This is a genomic window from Streptomyces sp. NBC_00523, from assembly GCF_036346615.1.
Lineage (GTDB): Bacteria > Actinomycetota > Actinomycetes > Streptomycetales > Streptomycetaceae > Streptomyces.
The window spans coordinates 2,382,878-2,407,205 of sequence record NZ_CP107836.1 but is presented as its reverse complement, the minus strand read 5'-3'; the positions used below and the strand labels follow the sequence as shown (position 1 = coordinate 2,407,205).

Here is a 24,328-nt window from a genome sequence, read left to right as displayed (position 1 = left end):
TTCGGTCGCCCTTCGGCATAGGGTGTCCGGTCGCGGGAACGCATCCCCCCGACGTAACGTCACCATGAGTGGAACGGCCACCCGTTCTGCCCAGCAAGGCGGCGTACCCTCGCGCTGTGCCGGCACATCCGGCACTACGATGGAACCTTCCACGCCCGCAGCGCCCATCCTGCCTACCAAATCAAGCCATCACGGCTTTTACCTGGGAGGCCCGACGCATCCTCATGGGGAACAAGGGGAACTCAATGTCGTTCATCGGCCGTGACATGGCTATCGACCTCGGGACTGCCAACACGCTGGTGTACGTCAGGGGGCGCGGCATCGTTCTGAACGAGCCGTCCGTCGTGGCCATCAACACCAACACCGGCGGAATTCTGGCGGTCGGCGCCGAGGCCAAGAAGATGATCGGCCGTACGCCCGGCAACATCGTCGCCGTACGGCCCCTGAAGGACGGCGTCATCGCCGACTTCGAGATCACGGAGCGGATGCTCCGCTACTTCATCCTGAAGATCCACAAGCGCCGCTACCTGGCCCGCCCGCGGGTCGTCGTCTGCGTGCCCTCCGGCATCACCGGGGTCGAGCGACGCGCCGTGATCGAGGCGTCGACGCAGGCCGGCGCCCGCCAGGTGCACATCATCGAGGAGCCCATGGCGGCGGCCATCGGCTCGGGCCTTCCGGTCCACGAGGCCACCGGCAACATGGTGGTCGACATCGGCGGCGGCACCACCGAGGTCGCGGTGATCTCGCTCGGCGGGATCGTCACCGCCCAGTCCATCCGGGTCGCCGGGGACGAGCTGGACAACGCGATCATCCAGCACATCAAGAAGGAGTACTCGCTCCTCCTGGGTGAGCGCACCGCCGAACAGATCAAGATCACCATCGGCTCGGCGTTCGACCTGGAGAAGGACGAGCACACCGAGATCCGCGGCCGCGACCTGGTCTCGGGCCTGCCCAAGACCGTCGTCATCTCGGCCGGCGAGGTCCGCAAGGCCATCGAGGAGCCGGTCAACGCGATCGTGGACGCGGTCAAGACGACGCTCGACAAGTGCCCGCCGGAGCTGTCCGGCGACGTCATGGACCGCGGCATCGTCCTCACCGGCGGCGGCGCGCTGCTGCGGGGCCTGGACGAGCGGCTGCGCAACGAGACGGGCATGCCGATCCACATCGCCGAGGACCCGCTGGACTCGGTGGCGCTCGGCTCCGGCAAGTGCGTCGAGGAGTTCGAGGCGCTCCAGCAGGTCCTGGACGCCCAGCCCCGACGGTAGTACCCCACGGCCCTCCGCGCGGACGCTGCCGCTCCGCGCGGGGGACCGCGTGACATACAGGCACGATCATTCCTACGAGGAAGGCACGGCCGCCGCACTGTGAGGGACACACGAGAGAGCCGGCTGCTCCTGGTGCTGCTGATCGCCATCGCGTTCGCGTTGATCACGGTGGACATCCGCGGCGGTGAGGCGTCACCGGTGGACGGCGCCCGGCAGGCCGCCGCCACGGTCTTCGGACCCGTGGAGAACGGCGTGGCGTCGGCGGTCGACCCGGTGGGCAACGCCATAGGGGCGGTCCGCGCCTCCGGCGCCCGTCACGACAAGATCGCCGCGCTGGAGAAGCAGAACGCCGAGCTGAAGGCCAAGCTCGGCAGCGACGACCGCAACCGCAGCCGGGTCCGCCAGCTGGACGACATGCTGAAGAAGTCGGCCACCGGCCAGTACGGCATCGCGGCCGCCGAGGTCATCGCCATAGGAGCGGCCCAGGGCTTCTCCTGGACGGTCACCATCGACGCGGGCTCCAAGGACGGCGTCAAGCGCGACATGACCGTCATCAACGGGGACGGGCTGGTCGGCCGCGTCACCACCGTCGGCCCGGACACCGCGACGGTGCTCCTCGCCAACGACCCCGACTTCACCGTCGGCACCCGGATGGAGTCCACCGACGAGCTGGGCTTCGCCACCGGCCAGGGCTCCCGCCCGCTGGCGGTGCAGTTCCTGAACGGCAAGGCCAAGGTCAAGAAGGGCGACCGGCTCGTCACCTTCGGCTCCAGCAAGGACAAGCCGTTCGTGCCCGGCGTCCCGGTCGGCGAGGTCGTCCGCGTCGACCCCTCGGGCGGCGACCTCACCCGGACCGTCTACGTCCGCCCGTACGTCTCCTTCACCAAGCTGGACATCGTCGGCATCGTCGTCCAGGCCCCGCGCCAGGACCCCCGCGACTCGGTCCTGCCGAAGAAGCCGAAGGCGCCCGCCAAGCCGAAGCCCACCCCGACCGTCACGGTCACCATCTCGCCCAACGGCGACATCGTGGACACCGAGGGCAACGTGGTCGGCAACATCCACGAGAGCCCCAGCCCGGACCCCAGCGGGAACGCCACTCCGAACGCCGACAACGCGGTCAACGAACAGAGGTAGAGCTGATCCCCATGCACGTCAACCGGACCCTGCTCTCCATCGTTCTGGTCGTCTTCGCCCTCGTCGTCCAGGTCTCCGTGCTCGCCCGCCTCCAGCTCCCCGGCGCCGTGCCCGACCTGCTGCTCATGGTCGTCCTCGGCCTGGCCTTCGTGTACGGGCACGTCAGCGGCGCCCTCATCGGCTTCGGCGCCGGGCTCCTCGCGGACCTGGCGCCCCCGGCCGACCACGCCGCCGGGCGCTACGCCCTGGTCCTCTGCGTCATCGGCTACCTCGCGGGCCTGGCCCGGCCGGAGAACGGGCAGCTGAAGTCCGCGTTCCTGCCGATGGCCGTGGTCGTCGCGGCGGCGATCGGGTCGACCCTGCTGTACGCGGGCGTCGGCGCCCTCGTCGGCGACACCGCGGCCCGCCACGTGGGCCTCGGCAGCCTGCTGTTCACCGCGGCGGTGTACGACCTCCTCCTGGCGCCGTTCACCGTGCCGCTGATCATGGCGCTCGCCAGACGCACCGTGAACGACCCCGTCACCGAGTCCTCCTCGGGGCGCGGCGACGTGGCGGCCGGGTGGCTGGCGGCCGGGACCGGGCTGCGGATCGGCAGCCAGCGCGGCGGACTGCGCGTGAAGGCGGCCCGCAACCGGGCGGCACGCGCCGGACGGATCAAGGGAGTCAAGCGACTGTGAGGCAGCACCACGCCGGGCCCCGCCCCCGCACCACCACCGGGGGCGCCCCGTGAGCAACATCCCCGAGACGGGCCGCACCCAGCGCGTCCAGATCCGGCTGATCGTCATCCAGGTCCTCGTCTTCTCGCTGCTCCTCACCCTCGGCGGCCGCCTCTGGTACCTCCAGATCCGCAATGGCCAGGAGTACTCGGACGAGGCGAAGAACAACCACGTCCAGCAGGTCGTCCAGCCCGCCGCCCGCGGCTCCATCCTCGACGCGCGCGGCGTCCCGCTCGCCGACAACGAGACCCGCCTCGTGGTCTCCGCCAGCCGCACCGAGCTGCTGAAGATGGCCGACGACGGCAAGGCCGTGCTGACCCGGCTCGCCGACGTCCTCGACATGAAGCCGAAGGACGTCTTCGACAAGGTCCGGCTCTGCGACGCCAAGACCCCGCAGCCCTGCTGGAACGGTTCGCCCTACCAGCCGATCCCGGTCACCGACGAGGCCACCACCCAGCAGGCCCTGACGATCCGCGAGCGCGCCGAGGACTTCCCCGGCATCACCGCGGAGCCCACCGCCGTACGCCGCTACCCGGCGCCCGGCAAGGCCAACACCGCCCAGGTCCTCGGCTACCTCTCGCCCGTCACGGACGAGGAGATCACCAAGGCCCAGGACAGCGACTCGCCGTACCTGCGCTCCGACATGGTCGGCCGCTCCGGCCTGGAGCGCACGTACGACAAGGAGCTGCGCGGCAAGGCGGGCGTCACCCGTTACGAGGTCGACAACCTGGGCCGGGTCATCGGCCAGGCCAAGAACGACGAGGCGGAGGCCGGCGCCAGCGTCGTCACCTCGATCGACGCCCGCGTCCAGGCCGTCGCCGAGTACGAGCTCAACGAGGCCATGAAGGCGGCCCGCAAGGAGTTCGACACCAACACCGGCGAGAACTACAAGGCGGACTCCGGGGCCGTCGTCGTCATGGAGGCCAAGACCGGCCGGGTCGTCTCCATGGCCTCCCTGCCCAACTACGACCCGAACTCCTGGGTCGGCGGCATCTCCGCCAAGGACTACGCCAAGCTCACCGGCAAGAGCAGCAACTTCCCGCTGCTGAACCGGGCCATCCAGGGCCAGGCCGCCCCCGGCTCGATCTTCAAGGTCATCTCCTCGACCGCCGCGGTCAACGCCGGGTACCCCTTCGACGGCCACTACCCCTGCCCCAGCTCGTACTCCATCGGCGGGCAGACCTTCAAGAACTTCGAGTCCCAGGGCTACGGCGACATCACCATCGGCCGCGCCCTGGAGGTCTCCTGCGACACCGTGTACTACGGCATCGCGCACAAGGAGTGGGCGAAGGACGGCGGCAACAACCCGAAGAAGCACCCCAACGACTGGTTCTACAAGACCGCCCACCAGTTCGGCCTGGGCAAGGAGACCGGCATCGACCTCCCCAACGAGGTCAGCGGCCGCGTCCCGGACCGCGAGTGGAAGAAGAACTTCGCCAAGGCCAACCACGACGCCTGGTGCAAGCAGGGCAAGAAGGACGGCACGTACGTCGAGAAGATCGCCTTTGAGAACTGCCTCGAAGGCGACAAGATGCGCGCCGGTGACTCCGTCAACTACTCGATCGGCCAGGGCGACACGCTCGTCACCCCGATCCAGATGGCCACCATCTACGCGGCCATCTCCAACGGCGGCACGCTCTACGACCCCACCATCGGCAAGGCGATCGTCAGCGGCGACGGCAAGACCGTCCAGACGATCGCGCCCAAGTCGCACGGCAAGCTGCCCTTCACCAAGAAGACGCGCAACCAGATAGACGAAGCCCTCGCGGGTGTCGCGACCCGCGGTTCGGCCGCCTGGCGATTCGGCGGCTGGCCGCAGGACAAGATCCCGATGCACGCCAAGACGGGTACCGCCGAGGTCTACGGCAAGCAGACGACCTCGTGGTTCGCCACGTACACCAAGGACTACTCGATCGTCATGACGATCTCCCAGGGCGGTACGGGTTCCGGCGCGTCCGGGCCCGCCGTCCGCAACATCTACAACGCGCTCTACGGGCTCGACGCCACCGGCAAGCAGGACCTCAAGAAGGCCCTCCTGCCGACGCCGCAGAAGGGGCTGCCGAAGATCCAGACGGACGGCACCATCGACGCCCCGACGATCAAGCCGTACGACCCCGCCTCGGAGAAGCCCGCCACCGAGCAGACGCTCGCCGCGGTGCTGGGGAGGCGCGACTGATGGCCGGATTCTCCGTCCCGCGCTACGGCCCCGAGCGGTCCGGCTGGGGCCGCCTCATGGCCCGCGACTCCGTCGTGCGCCGGCTCGACTGGCCGCTCCTCGGCGCGGCGGTCGCGCTCTCCTTCATCGGCTCGCTGCTGGTCTGGTCGGCGACCCGGGGACGCGACTCGCTGACCCACGGCGACCCGTACTACTTCCTCTTCCGGCACGCGCTCAACACCGGCATCGGCATGGCGCTGATGATCGGCACGATCTGGCTCGGCCACCGCACGCTGCGCGGCGCGGTGCCCGTCCTGTACGGCCTGTCCGTGCTCCTCGTGCTGGCGGTCCTCACCCCGCTGGGCGCCACCGTCAACGGCGCCCACGCCTGGATCCTGCTGCCCGGCGGCTTCTCCATCCAGCCCTCCGAGTTCACCAAGATCACCATCATCCTGGGCATGGCGATGATCCTCGCCGCCCGGGTGGACGCCGGGGACCAGGTCCACCCCGACCACCGGAGCGTCGCCAAGGCCCTCGGCCTCGCGGCGCTCCCCATGATCATCGTCATGGGGATGCCGGACCTCGGCTCCGTCATGGTCATGGTCATCATCGTGCTCGGTGTGCTGCTGGCCTCCGGCGCGTCCAACCGCTGGGTCTTCGGGCTCCTCGGCGCGGGCGTGGCCGGGGCGGTCGCCATCTGGCAGCTCGGCCTGCTGGACGACTACCAGATCGCCCGCTTCGCCGCCTTCGCCAACCCGGCGCTCGACCCGGCGGGCGTCGGCTACAACACCAACCAGGCCCGCATCGCGATCGGCTCCGGCGGCCTGCATGGCACCGGGCTCTTCCAGGGCACCCAGACCACCGGGCAGTTCGTCCCCGAGCAGCAGACCGACTTCGTCTTCACGGTCGCCGGCGAGGAGCTGGGCTTCCTCGGCGCCGGGCTCATCCTGGTGCTGCTCGGCGTCGTCCTGTGGCGCGCCTGCCGCATCGCCCGCGAGACCACCGAGCTGTACGGCACGGTCGTCGCCGCCGGGATCATCGCCTGGTTCGCCTTCCAGTCCTTCGAGAACATCGGCATGACGCTCGGCATCATGCCGGTCGCCGGACTGCCGCTGCCGTTCGTCTCCTACGGCGGCTCCTCGATGTTCGCCGTCTGGGTGGCCATCGGCCTGCTCCAGTCGATCCGGGTGCAACGGCCGATAACGGCCTGAGCGATTTCCCGGGGGAGCGTTACGTTCGATACATGGCGGACTCCAAGCGCGAGATCGAGCGGAAGTACGAAGCCACCGACGCCACCCGGCTGCCCGACCTGGGCCGGGTGGCAGGCGTCGGGTCCGTCGCGCACGAGGGCGTCATGGAGCTGGACGCCGTCTACTACGACACCGAGGACCTGCGCCTCGCCGCCGGAAACGTCACCCTGCGCCGCCGCACCGGGGGCTCCGACGCCGGCTGGCACCTGAAGCTCCCCGTCGCCGACGGCGTCCGCGACGAGATCCGGGCCCCGCTCTCCGGCCACGTCCCGGCCCGCCTCACCGCCCTGATCCGCTCCCGGGTCCTCGACGCCCCCGTCGTCCCCGTCGTCCGGCTGGTCTCCGTCCGCGACGTCCACGTACTCCTGGGCGACGACGGCGCCCCGCTGGCCGAGCTCAGCGTGGACGAGGTCCGCGCGGAGCGGCTGCCCGGCGGCGACCGCACCGCCGCCTGGACCGAGATCGAGGCCGAGCTCGCCGACGACGGCGACCCCGCCTTCCTCGACACCGTCGGCCGCGCGCTGGAGGAGGCCGGCATCCGGCCCGCCACCGCCCCCTCCAAGCTGGCCCGCGCGCTGGAGGAGACAGCGTCCGGAACCACGCGCCGCCGGGAGGACGAACCGCGCGCCGCAGGGGACCACGTCCTTGTCCACGTACGCCGTCAGGCCGAGGCGATCGTGGCGCTCGACCCGGCCGTGCGGCGGGGGCTGCCCGACTCCGTGCACCGGATGCGCGTCGCCACCCGGCGGCTGCGCAGCGCCCTGCGCACGTACCGCCGCGTCCTGGACCGCGAGGCCACCCGCCCCCTGGGCACCGAGCTGAAGTGGCTCGCGGGGGAGCTGGGGGTCGACCGGGACCAGGAGGTCCTGGACGCCCGGCTGCGCGCCCGGCTCGGCGAGCTGCCCCGCCCCCTGGTCATCGGGCCGGTCAGGGCGCGGCTGCGGCTCTGGTCGGCGGCGGGGCGCAGCGGTTCGCGCCGGCGCACGACCGCCGTCCTGGACTCCGCGCGCTATCTGGACCTGCTGCGGGCCCTGGAGGCCCTGGTCGCCGCCCCGCCGCTGCTGCCCGGGGCCGCCGCCGCGCCGGGCGACGAGCTGGCCCGCGCGGTCCGCAAGGACCACAAGCGCCTCGCCGGACGGGTGGCGCACGCCCTGGAGTTGCCGCCGGGGCCGGACCGGGACGCCGCGCTGCACAGCGCCCGCAAGGCCGCGAAACGGGCGCGGTACGCGGCGGAGGCCGCCCGCCCGGCCCTCCGTAAGCCCGCGAAGAAGGCGGCCAAGCGGCTCAAGGCCGTCCAGAGCCTCCTGGGCGACCACCAGGACGGTGTCGTCGCCCGCCAGACCCTGCGCGCCCTCGCCGTACAGGCGCACGCGGCGGGGGAGCCGTCGTTCACGTGGGGACTGGTGTACGGACGGGAGGAGGCTGCCGCCGCCGCGACCGAGCGCGAGCTGCCCGGGGTGTGGCACCGGGCGCACAAGGCCCGTATCCGGCGGGCACGGGGACACTGAGCAGCGAGGTACGCTGGATGGTCACCCCTGCCGGCTCTCGAAAGTTCGCGATGTCTGTCGATTCGGTCTTCCCACAGCTCGAAGCTCTGCTCCCGCATGTGCAGAAGCCCATCCAGTACGTCGGCGGTGAGCTGAACTCCACCGTCAAGCCGTGGGACGAGTGCGACGTCCGCTGGGCACTGATGTACCCGGACGCGTACGAGGTCGGGCTGCCCAACCAGGGCGTCATGATCCTGTACGAGGTACTCAACGAGCGCCAGGGCGTCCTCGCCGAGCGCACCTACAGCGTCTGGCCGGACCTCGAAGCGCTGATGCGCGAGCACCAGGTGCCGCAGTTCACCGTGGACAGCCACCGCCCGGTCAAGGCGTTCGACGTCTTCGGGCTCAGCTTCTCCACCGAGCTGGGCTACACCAACATGCTCACCGCCCTGGACCTGGCCGGCATCCCGCTGGCCGCCAAGGACCGGGACATCGACGACCCGATCGTGCTCGCGGGTGGCCACGCCGCGTTCAACCCGGAGCCGATCGCGGAGTTCATCGACTGCGCGGTCATCGGCGACGGCGAGCAGGCGGTCCTGGAGATCACCGAGATCGTCCGCGCCTGGAAGGCCGAGGGCCGCCCCGGGGGCCGCGAGGAGGTCCTGTTCCGCCTCGCGAGGACCGGCGGCGTGTACGTCCCCGGCTTCTACGACGTGGAGTACCTCCCGGACGGCCGCATCGGCCGCGTCGTACCGAACAAGTCGGGCGTGCCGTGGCGGGTGTCCAAGCACACCGTCATGGACCTGGACGAGTGGCCGTACCCCAAGCAGCCCCTGGTCCCGCTCGCCGAGACCGTCCACGAGCGGATGTCCGTGGAGATCTTCCGCGGCTGCACCCGCGGCTGCCGTTTCTGCCAGGCCGGCATGATCACGCGCCCCGTGCGGGAGCGAAGCATCACCGGCATCGGCGAGATGGTGGAGAAGGGTCTCAAGGCGACCGGCTTCGAGGAGGTCGGCCTGCTCTCGCTGTCCTCCGCCGACCACACCGAGATCGGTGAGATCGCCAAGGGCCTCGCGGACCGCTACACCGAGGACAAGATCGGCCTCTCGCTGCCGTCCACCCGCGTGGACGCGTTCAACGTGGACCTGGCCAACGAGCTGACCCGCAACGGTCGCCGTTCCGGTCTCACCTTCGCCCCCGAGGGCGGCTCCGAGCGCATGCGCAAGGTCATCAACAAGATGGTCTCGGAGGAGGACCTGATCCGCACGGTCGCCACCGCGTACGGCAACGGCTGGCGCCAGGTGAAGCTGTACTTCATGTGCGGCCTGCCCACCGAGACCGACGAGGACGTCCTCCAGATCGGCGACATGGCGGTCAACGTCATCGCCAAGGGCCGCGAGGTCTCCGGCCAGAACGACATCCGCTGCACGGTCTCCATCGGCGGCTTCGTGCCCAAGCCGCACACCCCGTTCCAGTGGGCGCCGCAGCTCAGCGCCGAGGAGACGGACGCCCGCCTCGGCAAGCTCCGGGACAAGATCCGCGGCGACAAGAAGTACGGCCGCTCGATCGGCTTCCGCTACCACGACGGCAAGCCCGGCATCGTGGAGGGCCTGCTCTCGCGCGGCGACCGCCGGGTCGGCTCCGTCATCCGCGCGGTCTATGAGGCCGGCGGCCGGTTCGACGGCTGGCGCGAGTACTTCAGCTACGACCTGTGGATGAAGAGCGCCGAGGCGACCCTGCCGGAGTTCGGCGTCGACGTCGACTGGTACACCACCCGCGAGCGGACCTACGAGGAGGTCCTGCCCTGGGACCACCTGGACTCGGGCCTCGACAAGGACTGGCTCTGGGAGGACTGGCAGGACTCGCTGGACGAGACCGAGGTCGAGGACTGCCGCTGGACCCCGTGCTTCGACTGCGGGGTGTGCCCCCAGATGGACACCAGCATCCAGATCGGCCCGACCGGCAAGAAGCTCCTGCCGCTGACCGTCGTGAAGTGAGCCGCGAAGCGGTCGCGAGCGTGTGACAGCTCGGTGACGAGGCCCGGTCCGGGAAACCCCGGACCGGGCCTTCGCGTCATGGGGTGCATGGAACAGGGAAAGCACCGGAAGCCGCCTGAGTACGGCGCCCACCAGGCGCCCGCGCACTACGAGGGCGGCGACGGCTGCCTCACCGCGGTGATCCGGATCCCGGTCCGGATCGTGGTGCTCCTCGTCGTCCTGCCGGTACGGATGGTGTGGGACGCCCTCGTCGTCACCGCCCGGGCCGCCGAACGGGTGCTGTTCCGCCCGCTCGGACGCGCCCTGGCCTGGCTCTTCGACGTGCTGGTGGTCATCCCGGCGGGCCGGCTGTGGCGGCACGTGTGCGTCCCGCTGGGACACGCCCTGTTCTGGCTGGCCCGCGCGGTGTTCGTCCGGCCGTGGGTCGCCCTCTGGCGCTACGTCGTGGTGCCCGTGGTGCGGTACGGGATCGTGCTGCCGCTCCAATGGGCGTACGCGCATCTGCTCACCCCGCTCGGAAACGGGCTGCGGTGGCTGTACCGCGAGGCGCTGGTCCCGGCCCTGCGGGGGCTGGGCTCCGCCCTGAAGTGGCTGCTCACCGTTCTGCTCGTCCTGCCGGTGGTGCTGCTGTGGCGGTACGTCCTGGTGCCCGTCGGGCTCGCCGTCGCCTGGCTGGTCCGGTACCTCGTGGTGATCCCGCTCGTCTGGGCGTACCGCACCGTCCTTACCCCGCTGGGCCACGGCATCGCGTGGGCGCTGGAGCTGGTGATCCGGGGGATCGAGGCGTTCTTCCGGGGCATCGGGATCGCGCTGCGGTGGTTGGTCGTGGTGCTTCTCGTCACGCCCGTCGTCTGGGTGTACCGGCGCGTCCTGACCCCGGTCGGCCGGGAGACCGCCGCCGCGCTCGGCATCGCCTGGCGGGTCGCCGGATACCTCTCCCGGGCGGTCGGCCGGGCGCTCGCCTGGCTCGCCCGGAACCTGATCGCCGCGCCGGTGCGCTGGGCGTACCGCACGGTGTGCGTCCCGGTCGGGCACTTCGTGCGCGACGCCTTCCTGGCACCCGCCGGGCGGGCCCTGCGCGCGGTGGGCCGCACGGCCCGCCAGACGCTGCGCACGGCCCGGGAAACGGTGCGCCGGGCCAGGCGCGACGCCTGGCGCGCCCTGGTCGGCGCGCCCGCCGAACCCGAGCCCGGGGAACCCGGAAGCCCCCTTGCGCGTACTCTGGGTAGTGCAACGACCGTGCCCAGCGCGGCGCCAGGACCAGAGTTCTCCCCGCTTCCGGAGAAATCCGCACAGCAGGGGTGAGCCGGACCGGGCCCCCGGGCCACCCGTATTTCGAGGGCGTCGCGCCACCGCGCCCGCCCCGCACCGAGGAGAAGAACCACTGGGCAAGCGACAGCCCGAAGGCCCGCCGCCCGCACCGGCGGTGCAGCGCATCCGACTGCGCTACACCAAGCGCGGCCGCCTCCGGTTCACCAGCCACCGCGACTTCCAGCGTGCCTTCGAGCGGGCGCTGCGCCGCTCCCAGGTGCCCATGGCCTATTCGGCGGGCTTCACCCCCCACCCCAAGGTGTCGTACGCCAACGCCGCCCCCACCGGTACGGGCAGCGAGGCCGAGTTCCTGGAGATCGCCCTCACCGAGCCCCGCGACCCGGGTGTCCTGCGTGAGCTGCTCAACGACTCCATGCCGGACGGCCTGGACATCACGGACGCCGTCGAGGCCCGCACCTCGGGCCTCGCCGACCGGCTGACCGCCTCCGTCTGGGAGATCCGCCTCGACGGGGTGACCCGGGAGGACGCGGAGAAGGCCGTGTCCGCCTTCAACGCGGCGGAGACCGTCGAGGTCGAGCGCCGTACGAAGAACGGCATGCGGACCTTCGACGCCCGTTCCGCCGTGGTCGACCTCCAGACCCTTGATCTTCCGGCTGATAGGTCCGGTGACAGGGCCTGTGCGATACTGCGGCTGGTTGTTCGGCACGTGACACCTGCCGTACGGCCTGACGACGTCCTGTCCGGTCTCCGCGTTGTGGCCGACCTGGCGCCGCCGGTCCCCGCAGCGGTGACCAGGCTGGCGCAGGGGCTCTTCGACGAGGAGTCCGGCACGGTGACCGACCCGCTCGCGCCCGACCGCGAGGCAGCCCCGGCCGCATCAACCACGGCCACCGGGACCGCCGTCGCGACGGCGCCGGAAGGTGCAGGTTCCGCGTAAGGCGGTCGTTGTAGCGCAGCCCTCGCGCTCGGGAGCCACCTGGGCCGGGCCGCGCACTGACCCATAAGACTTTCGCCAGGCCGTCCGCACATCGCGTACGGAACCGGCGAGCCAAGATTCAGCTCCCGTGCGGCGCCCGCGCCCCGGACGGCGGTGCCGCGGCCACCCGCGGACCGAGCCGGACCGGAATCAGGTGCGGCGCCCGGGAGCGCGACGGGAGAAACGCCCGCATGCCCCAGCCGAACGAACCCGGCACCGCCGGGAACGCCGAAGACAACAACACCCCCGGGGACAAGCTCCCCCCGCGCCGCAGGCGCCGCGCCGCCTCCCGCCCCGCCGGTCCGCCGTCGGGCGGGGCGCAGGCCACCGCCGACGCGTCGGCCATACCGGCCGTTGACGCCGCAGAGTCCCCGAGCACGGAAGCGGCCGCCGAGGCCGCCCCCGCCCGCCCCCGCCGCCGTGCGGTCCGCAAGGCCACGTCCCCGGCCGGCGCGCCGAAGGCGGCCGAGCAGGCCGGGACGGCGGAGCCCGTGACCGCCGAGCCGGCCGCCGCCGAGCCCGTCGTGGAGGCGGCCGCCGAGCCCGCCGCCGAGGCTCCCCGCCGCCGCCGTGCCGTTCGCAAGGCCACGTCCCCGAGCGGTGCGCCCAAGGCCGCCGAGCCGGCCGAGATCGTTGAGGAGGCCCCCGTCGTGGAGAGCCCCGAGCCCGCCGCCGAGAGCGCCGCTCCGGCGCGCCCGCGCCGCCGCGCCGTCCGCAAGGCCACGTCGCCCGCCGGTGCGCCGAAGGCCGCCGAGCAGGCCGAGTCCGCCGAGATCGTCGAGGAGACCCCCGTGGCGGAGCCCGTCGCGGAGCCGGCTGCCGAGCCCGCCGCCGAGGCTCCCCGCCGCCGCCGTGCCGTCCGCAAGGCCACGTCGCCCGCCGGTGCGCCCAAGGCCGCCGAGGTCGTGGCGGAGGCCGAGGAGACCCCGGCGCCTGCCGCCGAGCCGGTCGCCGAGGCCGCTCCCGAGCCCGCCGAGGCCCCCCGTGGCCGGACCCGACGCAGGGCCTCCGCCCCGGCCGGTGCCCCGCAGGCCGCCCCGGTGGAGACCGCCGCCGAGACCGAAGAGGCCGAGGAGACCGACGAGGTCACCGAGGCGGCCCAGGCCCCCGAGCCCGTCGCCGAGGCCCCCCGCGGCCGCCGCCGCGCGACCCGCCGTGCCTCGTCCCCGGCCGGTGCGCCGAAGGCCGCCGCCGAGCAGCCCGCAGAGGCCGCCCAGACCGGTGAGAGCCTGCCCGAGGCCGCCGTGGAGGAGCTGGCCGCCGAGCCCGTCGAGGTCGAGGAGGCCGCCCCGCGCGGCCGTCAGCGCCGCCGGGCCACCGCCGCCGCCGGCCGCCCCGAGTTCACCGCAGAGCCGGAGGAGCCCGCGCGCCGGGGCCGTCGGGCCGCCCGCCCGGCCGTCGCCGTCTTCCAGGCGCCGGTCTTCGCCGAGCCGATGTTCCAGACCCCGGAGACCGCGGCAGCCGCCGCGGCCGCCTCCTCGCACGAGGAGCCCGAGGACGAGGCCGCCCCGGTCCGAGAGGAGGCGCCCGCGCCCGTCGAGACCGCGTCGCAGGGCGGTTCGCGCCGCCGTCGCCGCCGTCGCGGTGAGGCCGCCGAGGCCGACACCACCGAGACCGTGACCGCCGCCCCGGCGCGGGAGCAGGCCGAGGACGAGCAGGAGCCGGAGGCCGCGGCCGAGGCCGAGCAGGACGGCGAGGACACCGACGAGTACGGCGACCGCCCGTCGCGCCGCCGTCGCCGGGGCGGCCGTCGCCGCCGCCGGGGCGAGGCCGCCGAGGACGAGGGCGCCGAGCAGCAGACGGACGACGAGCACGCCGACCGGGCCGAGGACGAGCCCGAGGCCGCGCAGGACTCCGCCGACGAGGCGGACGACGAGGACGACGAGCGCGAGTCCGGCGCCTCCGGATCGAGCAGCAGCCGCCGTCGCCGTCGCCGCCGTCGTCGCAGCGGTGACGCGGTGGCCGAGGGCGAGAACGGCTCGGACGACCCGGAGCGCACGGTCGTCAAGGTCCGCGAGCCCCGCAAGAAGGAGGAGCGGGAGCCCGGTACCGGCTTCGACGAGGTCCAGTCCATCAAGGGCTCGACCCGCATGGAGGCCAAGAAGCAGCGCCGCCGCGAGGGCCGCGAGCAGGGCCGCCGCCGGGTGCCGATCATCACCGAGGCCGAGTTCCTGGCGCGCCGCGAGGCCGTCGAGCGCGTCATGGTCGTCCGCCAGAGCGGCGAGCGCACCCAGATCGGCGTTCTTGAGGACAACGTGCTCGTGGAGCACTACGTCAACAAGGAGCAGGCCACCAGCTACGTCGGCAACGTCTACCTGGGCAAGGTCCAGAACGTGCTGCCGTCCATGGAGGCCGCCTTCGTGGACATCGGCAAGGGCCGCAACGCCGTCCTGTACGCCGGTGAGGTCAACTTCGAGGCGCTCGGCATGGCCCACGGGCCCCGCCGTATCGAGACCGCGCTCAAGTCCGGCCAGTCCGTCCTGGTGCAGGTCACCAAGGACCCGATCGGCCACAAGGGCGCCCGCCTGACCAGCCAGGTCTCGCTGCCCGGCCGCTACCTGGTCTACGTGCCCGAGGGCTCGATGACCGGGATCAGCCGCAAGCTGCCCGACACCGAGCGCGCCCGGCTCAAGACCATCCTCAAGAAGATCGTCCCCGAGGACGCGGGCGTCATCGTGCGCACCGCCGCCGAGGGCGCGAGCGAGGACGAGCTGCGCCGTGACGTCGAGCGCCTCCAGCAGCAGTGGGAGGACATCCAGAAGAAGGCGAAGAGCACCGGCAGCTCCAACGCGCCGACGCTCCTCTACGGCGAGCCGGACATGACCGTCCGGGTCGTCCGGGACATCTTCAACGAGGACTTCTCCAAGGTCATCGTCAGCGGCGACGACGCGTGGGAGACCATCCACGGCTACGTCTCGCACGTGGCGCCCGACCTGGCGGACCGGCTGTCGCGGTGGACCTCCGAGGTCGACATCTTCGCGACGTACCGGATCGACGAGCAGCTGATGAAGGCGCTGGACCGCAAGGTCTACCTGCCGAGCGGCGGCTCGCTGGTGATCGACAAGACCGAGGCGATGGTCGTGGTCGATGTCAACACCGGCAAGTTCACCGGCCAGGGCGGCAACCTGGAGGAGACGGTCACCAAGAACAACCTGGAGGCGGCCGAGGAGATCGTGCGCCAGCTGCGGCTGCGCGACCTCGGCGGCATCGTGGTGGTCGACTTCATCGACATGGTGCTGGAGTCCAACCGGGACCTGGTGCTGCGGCGCCTGCTGGAGTGCCTGGGCCGCGACCGTACGAAGCACCAGGTCGCCGAGGTCACCTCGCTGGGCCTGGTCCAGATGACCCGCAAGCGGGTCGGCCAGGGGCTGCTGGAGTCCTTCTCCGAGACCTGCGTCCACTGCAACGGCCGCGGTGTCATCGTCCACATGGAGCAGCCCGCGTCTGCGGGCGGCGGTGGCGGCGGCAAGCGCTCGAAGAAGAAGCGCGGCGGAGGCCAGGACCACGACCACGGCCACGAGCACGACCACGCCCAGGAGCACACCGAGGCCGAGACCGAGGCCGAGGTCGCCGCGGAGGTCGCCGCACCGGTGGCCCTGCCCGAGCCCGAGTTCGTCCCGGACGAGGAGCTGTACAGCAGCGCCGCCGAGGCCGAGGCCGCCGTCGCACGCGGCCGCGGCCGCCGCCGGGCGACCCGCAAGGCATCGGCCCCGGCCGGCGCCCCGAAGTCCTCCGCCGTCCCGGTGGAGGAGATCGTGGCCGAGCCGGTCGCGGAGCCCGTCGCGGCCCCGGAGCCGGTGGCCGAGGAAGCTCCCGCCGAGGCCCCGCAGGGCCGGACGCGCCGCCGGGCCACCCGGAAGGCGACCGCCCCGGCGGGCTCCCCGGCCCCGGCCGAGGCGACCGTGACCGAGGCGGCCCCGGCGGAACCGGCCGAGCCCGCGCCGGCCGCCGAGCCCGTCGCGGCCCCCGACCCGGTGGCCGCCGAGGACCCGGTGGTCGAGGCGGCGCACGCCGAGGCCCCGGCCGAGGAGCAGGCCGCGCCGCCGCGTGTCCGGCGCCGCGCCACCCGTAAGGTCAGCGCGCCCGCCGGTTCCCCCGCGGGGGCCGAGGACGCCGCGGTCGTCGTGGTGGAGACCCCGGAGGCCCCCGAGGTCACCGAGGCCCCCGAGGCGTCGGCGGAGCCCGAGGCTGCCCCGGCCAAGAAGGCGGCCCGCAAGACCGCCAAGAAGGCCACGGCCAAGAAGGCGGCGGTCAAGAAGACCGCGGCCAAGAAGACGGCCGCGAAGAAGACGACGGCCAAGAAGGCGGCGGCGAAGAAGACGGTGGCGGCGGAGCAGCAGACCGCCCCGGCCGTCACGGCCACGGCCGACGAGGACTGATCCGCCTCACGTGACACGGTCCGGCCGGTCCCCCTCCCGGGACCGGCCGGGCCGCGTCCCGGCGCCGGGCCCTCCCGCCCCCGACACGAAAGCCCCCACATGCGCAAGATCCAGAAGGCCGTCATACCGGCCGCCGGGCTCGGTACCCGGTTCCTGCCGGCGACGAAGGCGACTCCCAAGGAGATGCTGCCGGTCGTGGACAAGCCCGCGATCCAGTACGTCGTGGAGGAGGCCGCCGCCGCGGGGCTGAACGACGTCCTGATGATCACCGGGCGCAACAAGCGCGCGCTGGAGGACCACTTCGACCGGAACTACGAGCTGGAGTCGGCGCTGACCCGCAAGGGCGACGCCGAGCGGCTGGTCCGGGTCCAGGAGTCGAGCGACCTCGCGACCATGCACTACGTCCGCCAGGGCGACCCGCGCGGCCTCGGCCACGCCGTCCTGTGCGCGGAGCCCCATGTGGGCGACGAGCCCTTCGCGGTGCTCCTCGGCGACGACCTGATCGACCCGCGCGACCCGCTGCTGACCCGGATGACCGAGGTCCGGGAGCGTGAGGGCGGCAGCGTCGTCGCGCTGATGGAGGTGGCGCCCGAACAGAGCCACCTCTACGGCTGCGCGGCGGTGGAGCCCACCGCCGAGGACGGCATCGTCCGGGTCACCGGGCTGGTCGAGAAGCCGGAGCCGGGCGACGCCCCCAGCAACCTCGCGGTCATCGGCCGCTATGTCCTGGACCCCGCCGTCTTCGCCGTGCTGCGCGAGACCGAGCCGGGCCGGGGCGGCGAGATCCAGCTGACCGACGCGCTCCAGCAGCTCGCCGCCGACGAGAAGCTCGGCGGCCCGGTGCACGGCGTGGTCTTCCGGGGCCGTCGCTACGACACCGGCGACCGCGGCGACTATCTGCGGGCCATCGTCCGTCTCGCCTGCGAGCGCGAGGACCTGGGGCCGGACTTCCGCAGCTGGCTGCGCGCCTACGTGGCCGCGGAGCTCTGACCCGCCCGCCGGGCCCCGTAACCCCGATCCCAGACACCCGTACCACTGCACCGCAACACCGCACCGAGGAGAACCCCATGATCGGCATGATTCTGGCCGCCGGCGCCGGCCGTCGTCTGCGCCCCTACACCGACACGCTGCCCAAGGCGCTCGTGCCCGTCGGCCCCGAGGGCGACGAGGAGAGCCTGACCGTGGTCGACCTGACGCTCGGCAACTTCGCCGAGGTCGGCCTGACCGAGGTCGCGATCATCGTGGGCTACCGCAAGGAGGCCCTGTACGAGCGCAAGGCGGCGCTGGAGGCCAAGTACGGCGTCAGCATCACGCTGATCGACAACGACAAGGCCGAGGAGTGGAACAACGCCTACTCCCTGTGGTGCGGCCGGGACGCCCTCAAGGACGGCGTCATCCTCGCCAACGGCGACACCGTGCACCCGGTCTCCGTCGAGAAGACCCTGCTGGCCGCGCGCGGCGACGGCAAGAAGATCATCCTCGCCCTCGACACGGTGAAGTCCCTCGCCGACGAGGAGATGAAGGTTGTCGTCGAGGACGGCAAGGGCGTGCGGCGGATCACCAAGCTGATGGACCCGGCCGAGGCCACCGGTGAGTACATCGGCGTCACCCTCATCGAGGGCGAGGCGGCCGAGGAGCTGGCCGACGCGCTGAAGACCACCTTCGAGCGCGACCCGGACCTCTACTACGAGGACGGCTACCAGGAGCTCGTCAACCGCGGCTTCAAGGTCGACGTGGAGCCGATCGGCGACGTCAAGTGGGTCGAGATCGACAACCACGAAGACCTCGCCAAGGGCAGGAAGATCGCGTGCCAGTACTGACCCGGCTGATACCCGCGCCGGTCGTCGTGGACATCCGGGCCGGGGCTCTGGCCGATCTGGCGGGCGTGCTCGCCGATCAGCGGATCTCCGGCTCGGGGAAGCTGGCGGTCGCGATCAGCGGGGGTTCCGGCCGGGCCCTGCGGGAACGGCTCACGGACAGCCTGCCGGGCGCCTCCTGGTTCGAGGTGGGCGGCGGCACGCTGAACGACGCCGTGAAGCTCGCCGAGGCCATGAAGTCCGGGCGGTACGACGCCGTGGTCGGCCTCGGCGGCGGCAAGATCATCGACTGCGCCAAGTTCGCCGCGGCGCGCGTCGGGCTGCCCCTGGTTGCCGTGGCGACGAACCTGTCCCACGACGGGCTGTGCTCCCCGGTCGCGACGCTGGACAACGACGCGGGCCGGGGCTCGTACGGCGTGCCGAACCCGATCGCCGTGGTCATCGACCTCGACGTCATCCGTGAGGCCCCCGTGCGCTTCGTGCGGTCCGGGATCGGGGACGCGCTGTCCAACATCTCGGCCGTGGCCGACTGGGAGCTGGCCCACCGGGTCAACGGCGAGGACATCGACGGCCTGGCCGCCGCGATGGCCCGGCAGGCCGGCGAGGCCGTGCTGCGCCACCCGGGCGGCCTGGGCGACGACGCGTTCCTCGGGGTGCTGGCGGAGGGCCTGGTGCTCACCGGGATCTCGATGTCGGTGGCCGGTGACAGCCGCCCGGCCTCCGGCGCCTGCCACGAGATCAACCACGCCTTCGACCTGCTCTTCCCGCAACGGGCCGCCAGCCACGGCGAACAGTGCGGGCTCGGCGCGGCGTTCGCCATGCATCTGCGCGGCGCCGTCCAGGAGTCCGTACGCATGGCCCAGGTGCTGCGGCGCCACGGGCTGCCGGTCACCGCCGAGGACATGGGTTTCGACGTGGACGAGTTCGTCCAGGTGGTCGCGTTCGCGCCGAAGACCCGGCCGGGCCGCTACACGATCCTGGAACACCTGAACCTGTCCGAGGACGGCATCAGGGACGCGTACGCCGAGTACGTCAGAACCACCGCGGTCTGAGGGGCAGGGCCCGGTTTGACCGGCTGTGCCGGGCCCCGTAACCTTGACCGTCGGCGTTTGTTCGCCACACCTCTGAGCACCGACCTCCCGCTCGTACGGGAGAGGCCGCTCGTCCACTCCGGATCATCATGGGTCTCCGGACCCGTGTGAGCGGCTGGCATCAGGGGTTTCCGCTTCGAGTGAGAGTGAGATCCGCGTGTACGCCATCGTGCGCAGCGGTGGCCGCCAGCACAAGGTTGCTGTCGGCGACATCGTTGAGGTTGACAAGATTTCCACCGCCAAGGTTGGCGACACGGTAGAGCTCTCTACCCTGCTCGTTGTCGACGGCGACGCCGTGACCAGCGACCCGTGGGTGCTCGACGGCATCAAGGTCCAGGCCGAGGTCGTGGACCACCACAAGGGCGCGAAGATCGACATCCTTCGCTACAAGAACAAGACCGGCTACCGCCGTCGCCAGGGTCACCGCCAGCAGTACACGGCGATCAAGGTCACCGGTATTCCCGCGGCTGCGAAGTAAGGGACTGAGAACACATGGCACACAAGAAGGGCGCATCGTCCACCCGGAACGGGCGCGATTCCAATGCTCAGCGGCTCGGCGTGAAGCGCTTCGGCGGCCAGGCCGTCAACGCCGGTGAGATCCTGGTCCGCCAGCGCGGCACCCACTTCCACCCGGGCACGGGCGTCGGCCGTGGCGGCGACGACACGCTGTTCGCCCTCGCCGCCGGTGCGGTCGAGTTCGGCACGCACCGTGGCCGCAAGGTCGTGAACATCGTTCCGATCGCCGGCTGAATTCCCGGCGCTCGTAGAGCGGTATGACGTGGAGGCGGACCTCACTTCCCGAGAAGGGAAGTGGGTCCGCCTTTCGCGTGTTGCCCTTACGGGGGCGAGCGAAGTTTTTCCGCAGGTATGCAACTGGAGGTTCCATCCATGACCACCTTCGTGGACCGCGTCGAACTGCATGTCGCCGCGGGTAACGGAGGCCACGGCTGTGCCTCCGTTCACCGTGAGAAGTTCAAGCCGCTCGGCGGTCCGGACGGCGGCAACGGCGGCCGCGGCGGCGATGTGACCCTGGTCGTGGACCAGTCCGTCACCACGCTCCTCGACTACCACCACCACCCCCACCGCAAGGCCACCAACGGCCAGCCCGGCGGCGGCGACCACCGCACCGGCAAGGAGGGCCAGGACCTGGTCCTGCCCGTCCCGGACGGCACCGTCGTCCTCGACCGCCAGGGCAATGTGCTCGCCGACCTCGTCGGCCAGGGCACCACCTTCGTCGCGGGCCAGGGCGGCCGCGGCGGCCTCGGCAACGCCGCACTGGCCTCCGCCCGCCGCAAGGCCCCCGGCTTCGCGCTGCTCGGCGAGCCCGGCGAGGCCCGCGACATCGTCCTGGAGCTCAAGACCGTCGCCGACGTGGCCCTCGTGGGCTACCCGAGCGCCGGCAAGTCCTCGCTGATCTCGGTCCTCTCGGCCGCGAAGCCGAAGATCGCGGACTACCCCTTCACCACCCTCGTCCCGAACCTGGGCGTGGTCACCGCCGGCGAGACCGTCTACACCATCGCGGACGTCCCCGGCCTGATCCCGGGCGCCAGCCAGGGCAAGGGCCTCGGCCTGGAGTTCCTGCGCCACGTCGAGCGCTGCTCGGTGCTCGTCCACGTCCTGGACACGGCGACGCTGGAGTCCGACCGCGACCCGGTCTCCGACCTCGACATGATCGAGGAGGAGCTGAAGCTGTACGGCGGTCTCGAGGACCGGCCCCGCATCGTCGTCCTCAACAAGATCGACATCCCGGACGGCCAGGACCTGGCGGACATGATCCGCCCCGACCTGGAGGCGCGCGGCTACCGCGTCTTCGAGGCGTCCGCCGTCGCCAGGACCGGGCTCAAGGAGCTCTCGTTCGCCCTCGCCGGCATCATCGCCGAGGCGCGTGCCGCCAAGCCGGTCGAGGAGGCCACCCGCATCGTCATCCGGCCCAAGGCCGTGGACGACGCCGGGTTCACCGTCACCCTGGAGGAGGACGGCATCTACCGGGTGCGCGGCGAGAAGCCGGAGCGCTGGGTGCGCCAGACCGACTTCAACAACGACGAGGCCGTCGGCTACCTCGCGGACCGGCTCGCCCGGCTCGGTGTCGAGGACCAGCTGCGCAAGGCCGGGGCCCGGGCGGGCGACGGCGTGGCGATCGGTGCCGAGGACAACGCGGTCGTCTTCGACTGGGAGCCGACCGTGACCGCCGGTGCGGAGATGCTGGGCCGCCGCGGCGAGGACCACCGCCTGGAGGAGCCGCGTCCGGCCGCCCAGCGCCGCCGTGACCGCGACGCGGAGCGCGACGAGGTCGCCGAGGAGTACCGGGACTTCGACCCGTTCTCTTAAGCACGAAGAACGACCGCGGGCCCGGTCCCTTCCGAACGGTGGAAGGGGTCGGGCCCGCGGTCGTTTTCGGGGAACCTCAGACCTGGGCCAGGGCCTCGGCGGGGGAGGGGACCGGGGTGCGCTCCGCGAGCGGGACCACCGGCAGCGGGGTCTCCTCGCCCAGGAACACCCGGCGCACCACGCGCTCGGCGGCCCGCCCGTCGTCGTAGTCGCAGTACCGCTCCCGGAACGCCGCGCGCAGTGCCGCCGCCTTCTCGTCGCGCCACTCCTCGGAGCCCAGGATCGCGGTCAGCCGCTCCTGGTCCGTCGCGACGGCGCCCGGGGGCTCGGCCATCAGGTCGAAGTAGGTGCCGCGCACGACCCGGTAGGTGTCCCAGTCGTCCGCGTGGATGACGATCGGCCGGTCCAGGTTGGCGTAGTCGAACATCGCCGAGGAGTAGTCGGTGATCAGGGCGTCGGAGGCGAGGTAGAGCTGTTCGACGTTGCCGTGGGCGGAGACGTCGATGATCCGGCCGCCGGCCTGGAGCTCCGCGAGCCGGCCGGTGGGCTTGTAGAAGTAGTGCCCGCGCACCAGCAGGGTGACGTCCGGGCCCAGGTCCTCGGCCAGCTTCGACAGGTCGATCCGGGGCGCGAACGCCTTCTCGTACTCGCGGTGGGTCGGCATGTACAGGAAGGCAGTCGTGCCGTCCGCGAGGCCGAGCTCCCGCCGGGCCGCGACGACGTCCGCGGCGGTGGCGTTGACCAGCACGTCGTTGCGCGGGTAGCCGGTCTCCAGGGTGGTGTACCGGCAGGGGTAGACCCGCTCCCAGACGGTGGTGGTGAACCGGTTGGAGGACAGGCTGAAGTCCCAGCGGTCGCAGCGCCGGAGCAGCTTCTCCATGTCCATGTCGGTGGACGCCGGGTACTGCGCCTGGTCGAGGCCCATCGTCTTCAGCGGGGTGCCGTGGTGGGTCTGGAGGTGGATCTGCCCGTCGCGCTTGACGATGGTGTCGCCGAAGTTGACGTTGTTCGTCAGGTACTTGGCGCGGGCCATGACCGCCCAGTACTCGCGCGAGCCGACGATCACCTTCTCGACGCCCTTGGGCACCCGGTCGCGGTGCTCGGCGCGCACCGCCCAGACCCGGCGCGTCTGCGGCGCGAGCCGGCCGAGCTCGGCCTCGATGGCCGCCGGGTTGCAGGAGTAGCCGCGGCCCCAGTACGCGGAGAACACGGCCAGGTTCTCGTCCACCGGCAGCCGCAGCTGGGACCGGTAGAACATGCCGAGCGCCGCCCGCTTGGCCCGGCCGATACGGGCCCTGCCGCCCAGCCGGGCGCGGTGGCGGACGCTGTTGGCGCGGGTCAGACCGAAGAACGCGGAGGCCGAGTCGGCGCCGAGCAGCGCGTACTTGTAGCCGCGTCCGCCCGCCGGCCGCTCGAAGCCCTCCGGGAGCCGCGCGCGGTAGTCCTTCGCGGCCCGGTGGAAGAACTCGGCGCGCGCGTCGCGCGGCAGCCGGCCCGGCCGCTCCAGCACGGTCAGGTACTGGTCGACCATCTTCCGGAACAGCACCGGGCGCCAGCGGTCGAGGTCCGGCCGCCCGTCCAGGAACGCGAACACCCGGTCGTACTGGTCGAAGACGTCGAAGTGCTTCCGGCTGACCGTGGCCAGGATGTTGCCGCCCTCACGCCGCTGCCGGTACAGCACGCAGGAGCGGTCGAGCACCGCGATGCGCTCCGCCGCGATGAGCGAGCTGTACGTCCACGGGGCGTCCTCGTAATAGCCGGGCGGGAACTGGAAGCCGTGCCGGGTGACAAAGTCGCGGCGGTACGCCTTGTTCCACACGATCTGGAGCAGGTCCAGGAGCTGCGGGCGCTCGGCGAGCGAGAAGACGTCCGGGCCCTCCTCGCTCATCAGGTCGGTGCGCTTGTTGCGGAGCAGCCGCCCGTCCCAGTAGGTCCGGGTGTAGTCGTAGACCAGGATGTCCGGGTCGCCCGTCGCGTCGAGCCGGGCCGCGATGGCCGACAGCGAGCCCGGTGCCAGGGTGTCGTCGCTGTCCAGGAAGAGGACGTAATCACCGGTCGCCCGTTCGAGCCCGGCGTTGCGCGCACGGCCGAGGCCGACGTTCTCCGTGAGGTGCAGCACACGCAGGCGGTCGTCGCGGGCCGCGTATGTGTCGAGGATCGCACCGGAACCGTCCGGGGAGCAGTCGTCCACCCCGATGATCTCGAAGTCGGCGAAGTCCTGCCCGAGCACGGAGTCCAGACACTCCCCGATGTACCCCTGCACGTTGTACGCAGGCACGATGAGTGTCATTCGAGGCATCGTCCACCAGTTCCAGAGGGCTGTCCGCAGGGGTTCTACGAGGGGCGCGGTCGGACCGTGCGACAGTGGTCGGCGTCCGGCACCCGGACAGCGTAATTGATCGCCCCGGTCGCACCCGGGGGGTGCCTCGGGCCCTTCCACGTAGGGTGGAACGCCGACGGG

General features: G+C 72.0%; 17 protein-coding genes. 16 read left to right on the top strand and 1 reads right to left on the bottom strand.

Features of this window, described 5'->3' with window-relative positions:
* The first annotated feature begins 245 nt into the window (after positions 1 to 245).
* From OHS17_RS10880 to obgE, 16 genes are all read left to right on the top strand, one after another.
* Positions 246 to 1,265 carry a rod shape-determining protein gene (locus tag OHS17_RS10880; RefSeq protein WP_018518174.1) on the top strand — a complete coding sequence of 340 codons (1,020 nt, stop codon included), beginning with the start codon at positions 246 to 248 and terminating at the stop codon, positions 1,263 to 1,265.
* A 99-nt stretch (positions 1,266 to 1,364) separates the two neighbouring features.
* Positions 1,365 to 2,399 carry a rod shape-determining protein MreC gene (gene mreC, locus OHS17_RS10875; RefSeq protein WP_330311991.1) on the top strand — a complete coding sequence of 345 codons (1,035 nt, stop codon included), beginning with the start codon at positions 1,365 to 1,367 and terminating at the stop codon, positions 2,397 to 2,399.
* An 11-nt stretch (positions 2,400 to 2,410) separates the two neighbouring features.
* A complete protein-coding gene (gene mreD, locus OHS17_RS10870) occupies positions 2,411 to 3,076 on the top strand; it encodes a rod shape-determining protein MreD (RefSeq protein ID WP_018103193.1) in 666 nt (221 codons plus the stop codon).
* A gap of 49 nt (positions 3,077 to 3,125) precedes the next feature.
* The gene (gene mrdA / locus OHS17_RS10865) at positions 3,126 to 5,291 is read left to right on the top strand and encodes a penicillin-binding protein 2 (RefSeq protein ID WP_330311990.1); all 2,166 of its coding nucleotides are present in this window, start codon (positions 3,126 to 3,128) and stop codon (positions 5,289 to 5,291) included.
* Positions 5,291 to 6,481: a rod shape-determining protein RodA gene (gene rodA / locus OHS17_RS10860; RefSeq protein ID WP_161210155.1), complete on the top strand. Its 1,191-nt coding sequence runs from the start codon at positions 5,291 to 5,293 to the stop codon at positions 6,479 to 6,481. Before mrdA ends, rodA begins: the two co-directional genes overlap by 1 nt.
* 32 nt (positions 6,482 to 6,513) lie before the next feature.
* A complete protein-coding gene (locus OHS17_RS10855) occupies positions 6,514 to 8,028 on the top strand; it encodes a CYTH and CHAD domain-containing protein (RefSeq protein WP_330311989.1) in 1,515 nt (504 codons plus the stop codon).
* Positions 8,029 to 8,078: 50 nt separating this feature from the next.
* Entirely contained in the window at positions 8,079 to 10,004 is a 1,926-nt protein-coding gene (locus OHS17_RS10850) for a TIGR03960 family B12-binding radical SAM protein (protein WP_330311988.1), read from the top strand.
* Between the two features lie 87 nt (positions 10,005 to 10,091).
* Complete coding sequence (locus OHS17_RS10845; RefSeq protein WP_330311987.1) at positions 10,092 to 11,309, top strand: hypothetical protein; 1,218 nt, start codon at positions 10,092 to 10,094, stop codon at positions 11,307 to 11,309.
* A gap of 121 nt (positions 11,310 to 11,430) precedes the next feature.
* Entirely contained in the window at positions 11,431 to 12,213 is a 783-nt protein-coding gene (locus tag OHS17_RS10840; RefSeq protein ID WP_161211647.1) for a TIGR03936 family radical SAM-associated protein, read from the top strand.
* Between the two features lie 230 nt (positions 12,214 to 12,443).
* Positions 12,444 to 16,631 (top strand): Rne/Rng family ribonuclease, encoded by a 4,188-nt coding sequence (locus tag OHS17_RS10835; RefSeq protein ID WP_330311986.1) that lies wholly within the window; start codon positions 12,444 to 12,446, stop codon positions 16,629 to 16,631.
* Positions 16,632 to 16,730: 99 nt separating this feature from the next.
* Positions 16,731 to 17,621, top strand: a complete 891-nt coding sequence (gene galU / locus OHS17_RS10830; protein WP_330311985.1) for a UTP--glucose-1-phosphate uridylyltransferase GalU — start codon at positions 16,731 to 16,733, stop codon at positions 17,619 to 17,621.
* Between the two features lie 77 nt (positions 17,622 to 17,698).
* Positions 17,699 to 18,451, top strand: a complete 753-nt coding sequence (locus OHS17_RS10825; RefSeq protein ID WP_147972512.1) for a phosphocholine cytidylyltransferase family protein — start codon at positions 17,699 to 17,701, stop codon at positions 18,449 to 18,451.
* Entirely contained in the window at positions 18,439 to 19,500 is a 1,062-nt protein-coding gene (locus tag OHS17_RS10820; RefSeq protein ID WP_330311984.1) for an iron-containing alcohol dehydrogenase family protein, read from the top strand. The genes OHS17_RS10825 and OHS17_RS10820 overlap by 13 nt, the downstream gene beginning before the upstream one ends.
* Before the next feature lie 196 nt (positions 19,501 to 19,696).
* The gene (rplU, locus tag OHS17_RS10815) at positions 19,697 to 20,017 is read left to right on the top strand and encodes a 50S ribosomal protein L21 (RefSeq protein ID WP_014045903.1); all 321 of its coding nucleotides are present in this window, start codon (positions 19,697 to 19,699) and stop codon (positions 20,015 to 20,017) included.
* A gap of 14 nt (positions 20,018 to 20,031) precedes the next feature.
* Positions 20,032 to 20,289: a 50S ribosomal protein L27 gene (gene rpmA, locus OHS17_RS10810; protein WP_018103204.1), complete on the top strand. Its 258-nt coding sequence runs from the start codon at positions 20,032 to 20,034 to the stop codon at positions 20,287 to 20,289.
* Positions 20,290 to 20,427: 138 nt separating this feature from the next.
* The gene (obgE, locus tag OHS17_RS10805; RefSeq protein ID WP_330311983.1) at positions 20,428 to 21,867 is read left to right on the top strand and encodes a GTPase ObgE; all 1,440 of its coding nucleotides are present in this window, start codon (positions 20,428 to 20,430) and stop codon (positions 21,865 to 21,867) included.
* A 76-nt stretch (positions 21,868 to 21,943) separates the two neighbouring features.
* Here obgE and OHS17_RS10800 read toward each other — a convergent pair whose 3' ends face one another.
* Positions 21,944 to 24,166 (bottom strand): bifunctional glycosyltransferase/CDP-glycerol:glycerophosphate glycerophosphotransferase, encoded by a 2,223-nt coding sequence (locus OHS17_RS10800; protein WP_330311982.1) that lies wholly within the window; start codon positions 24,164 to 24,166, stop codon positions 21,944 to 21,946.
* Between the last annotated feature and the right edge of the window lie 162 nt (positions 24,167 to 24,328).

What these genes read in the sequence shown, in the direction of transcription:
- OHS17_RS10800 (WP_330311982.1), bottom strand. Translation starts at nt 24,166, where the DNA reads ATGCCTCGAATGACACTCATCGTGCCTGCGTACAACGTGCAGGGGTAC.
- OHS17_RS10880 (WP_018518174.1), top strand. Translation starts at nt 246, where the DNA reads ATGTCGTTCATCGGCCGTGACATGGCTATCGACCTCGGGACTGCCAAC.
- galU (WP_330311985.1), top strand. Translation starts at nt 16,731, where the DNA reads ATGCGCAAGATCCAGAAGGCCGTCATACCGGCCGCCGGGCTCGGTACC.
- rpmA (WP_018103204.1), top strand. Translation starts at nt 20,032, where the DNA reads ATGGCACACAAGAAGGGCGCATCGTCCACCCGGAACGGGCGCGATTCC.
- mreD (WP_018103193.1), top strand. Translation starts at nt 2,411, where the DNA reads ATGCACGTCAACCGGACCCTGCTCTCCATCGTTCTGGTCGTCTTCGCC.
- OHS17_RS10845 (WP_330311987.1), top strand. Translation starts at nt 10,092, where the DNA reads ATGGAACAGGGAAAGCACCGGAAGCCGCCTGAGTACGGCGCCCACCAG.
- OHS17_RS10855 (WP_330311989.1), top strand. Translation starts at nt 6,514, where the DNA reads ATGGCGGACTCCAAGCGCGAGATCGAGCGGAAGTACGAAGCCACCGAC.
- OHS17_RS10850 (WP_330311988.1), top strand. Translation starts at nt 8,079, where the DNA reads ATGTCTGTCGATTCGGTCTTCCCACAGCTCGAAGCTCTGCTCCCGCAT.
- OHS17_RS10835 (WP_330311986.1), top strand. Translation starts at nt 12,444, where the DNA reads ATGCCCCAGCCGAACGAACCCGGCACCGCCGGGAACGCCGAAGACAAC.
- OHS17_RS10825 (WP_147972512.1), top strand. Translation starts at nt 17,699, where the DNA reads ATGATCGGCATGATTCTGGCCGCCGGCGCCGGCCGTCGTCTGCGCCCC.
- obgE (WP_330311983.1), top strand. Translation starts at nt 20,428, where the DNA reads ATGACCACCTTCGTGGACCGCGTCGAACTGCATGTCGCCGCGGGTAAC.
- rodA (WP_161210155.1), top strand. Translation starts at nt 5,291, where the DNA reads ATGGCCGGATTCTCCGTCCCGCGCTACGGCCCCGAGCGGTCCGGCTGG.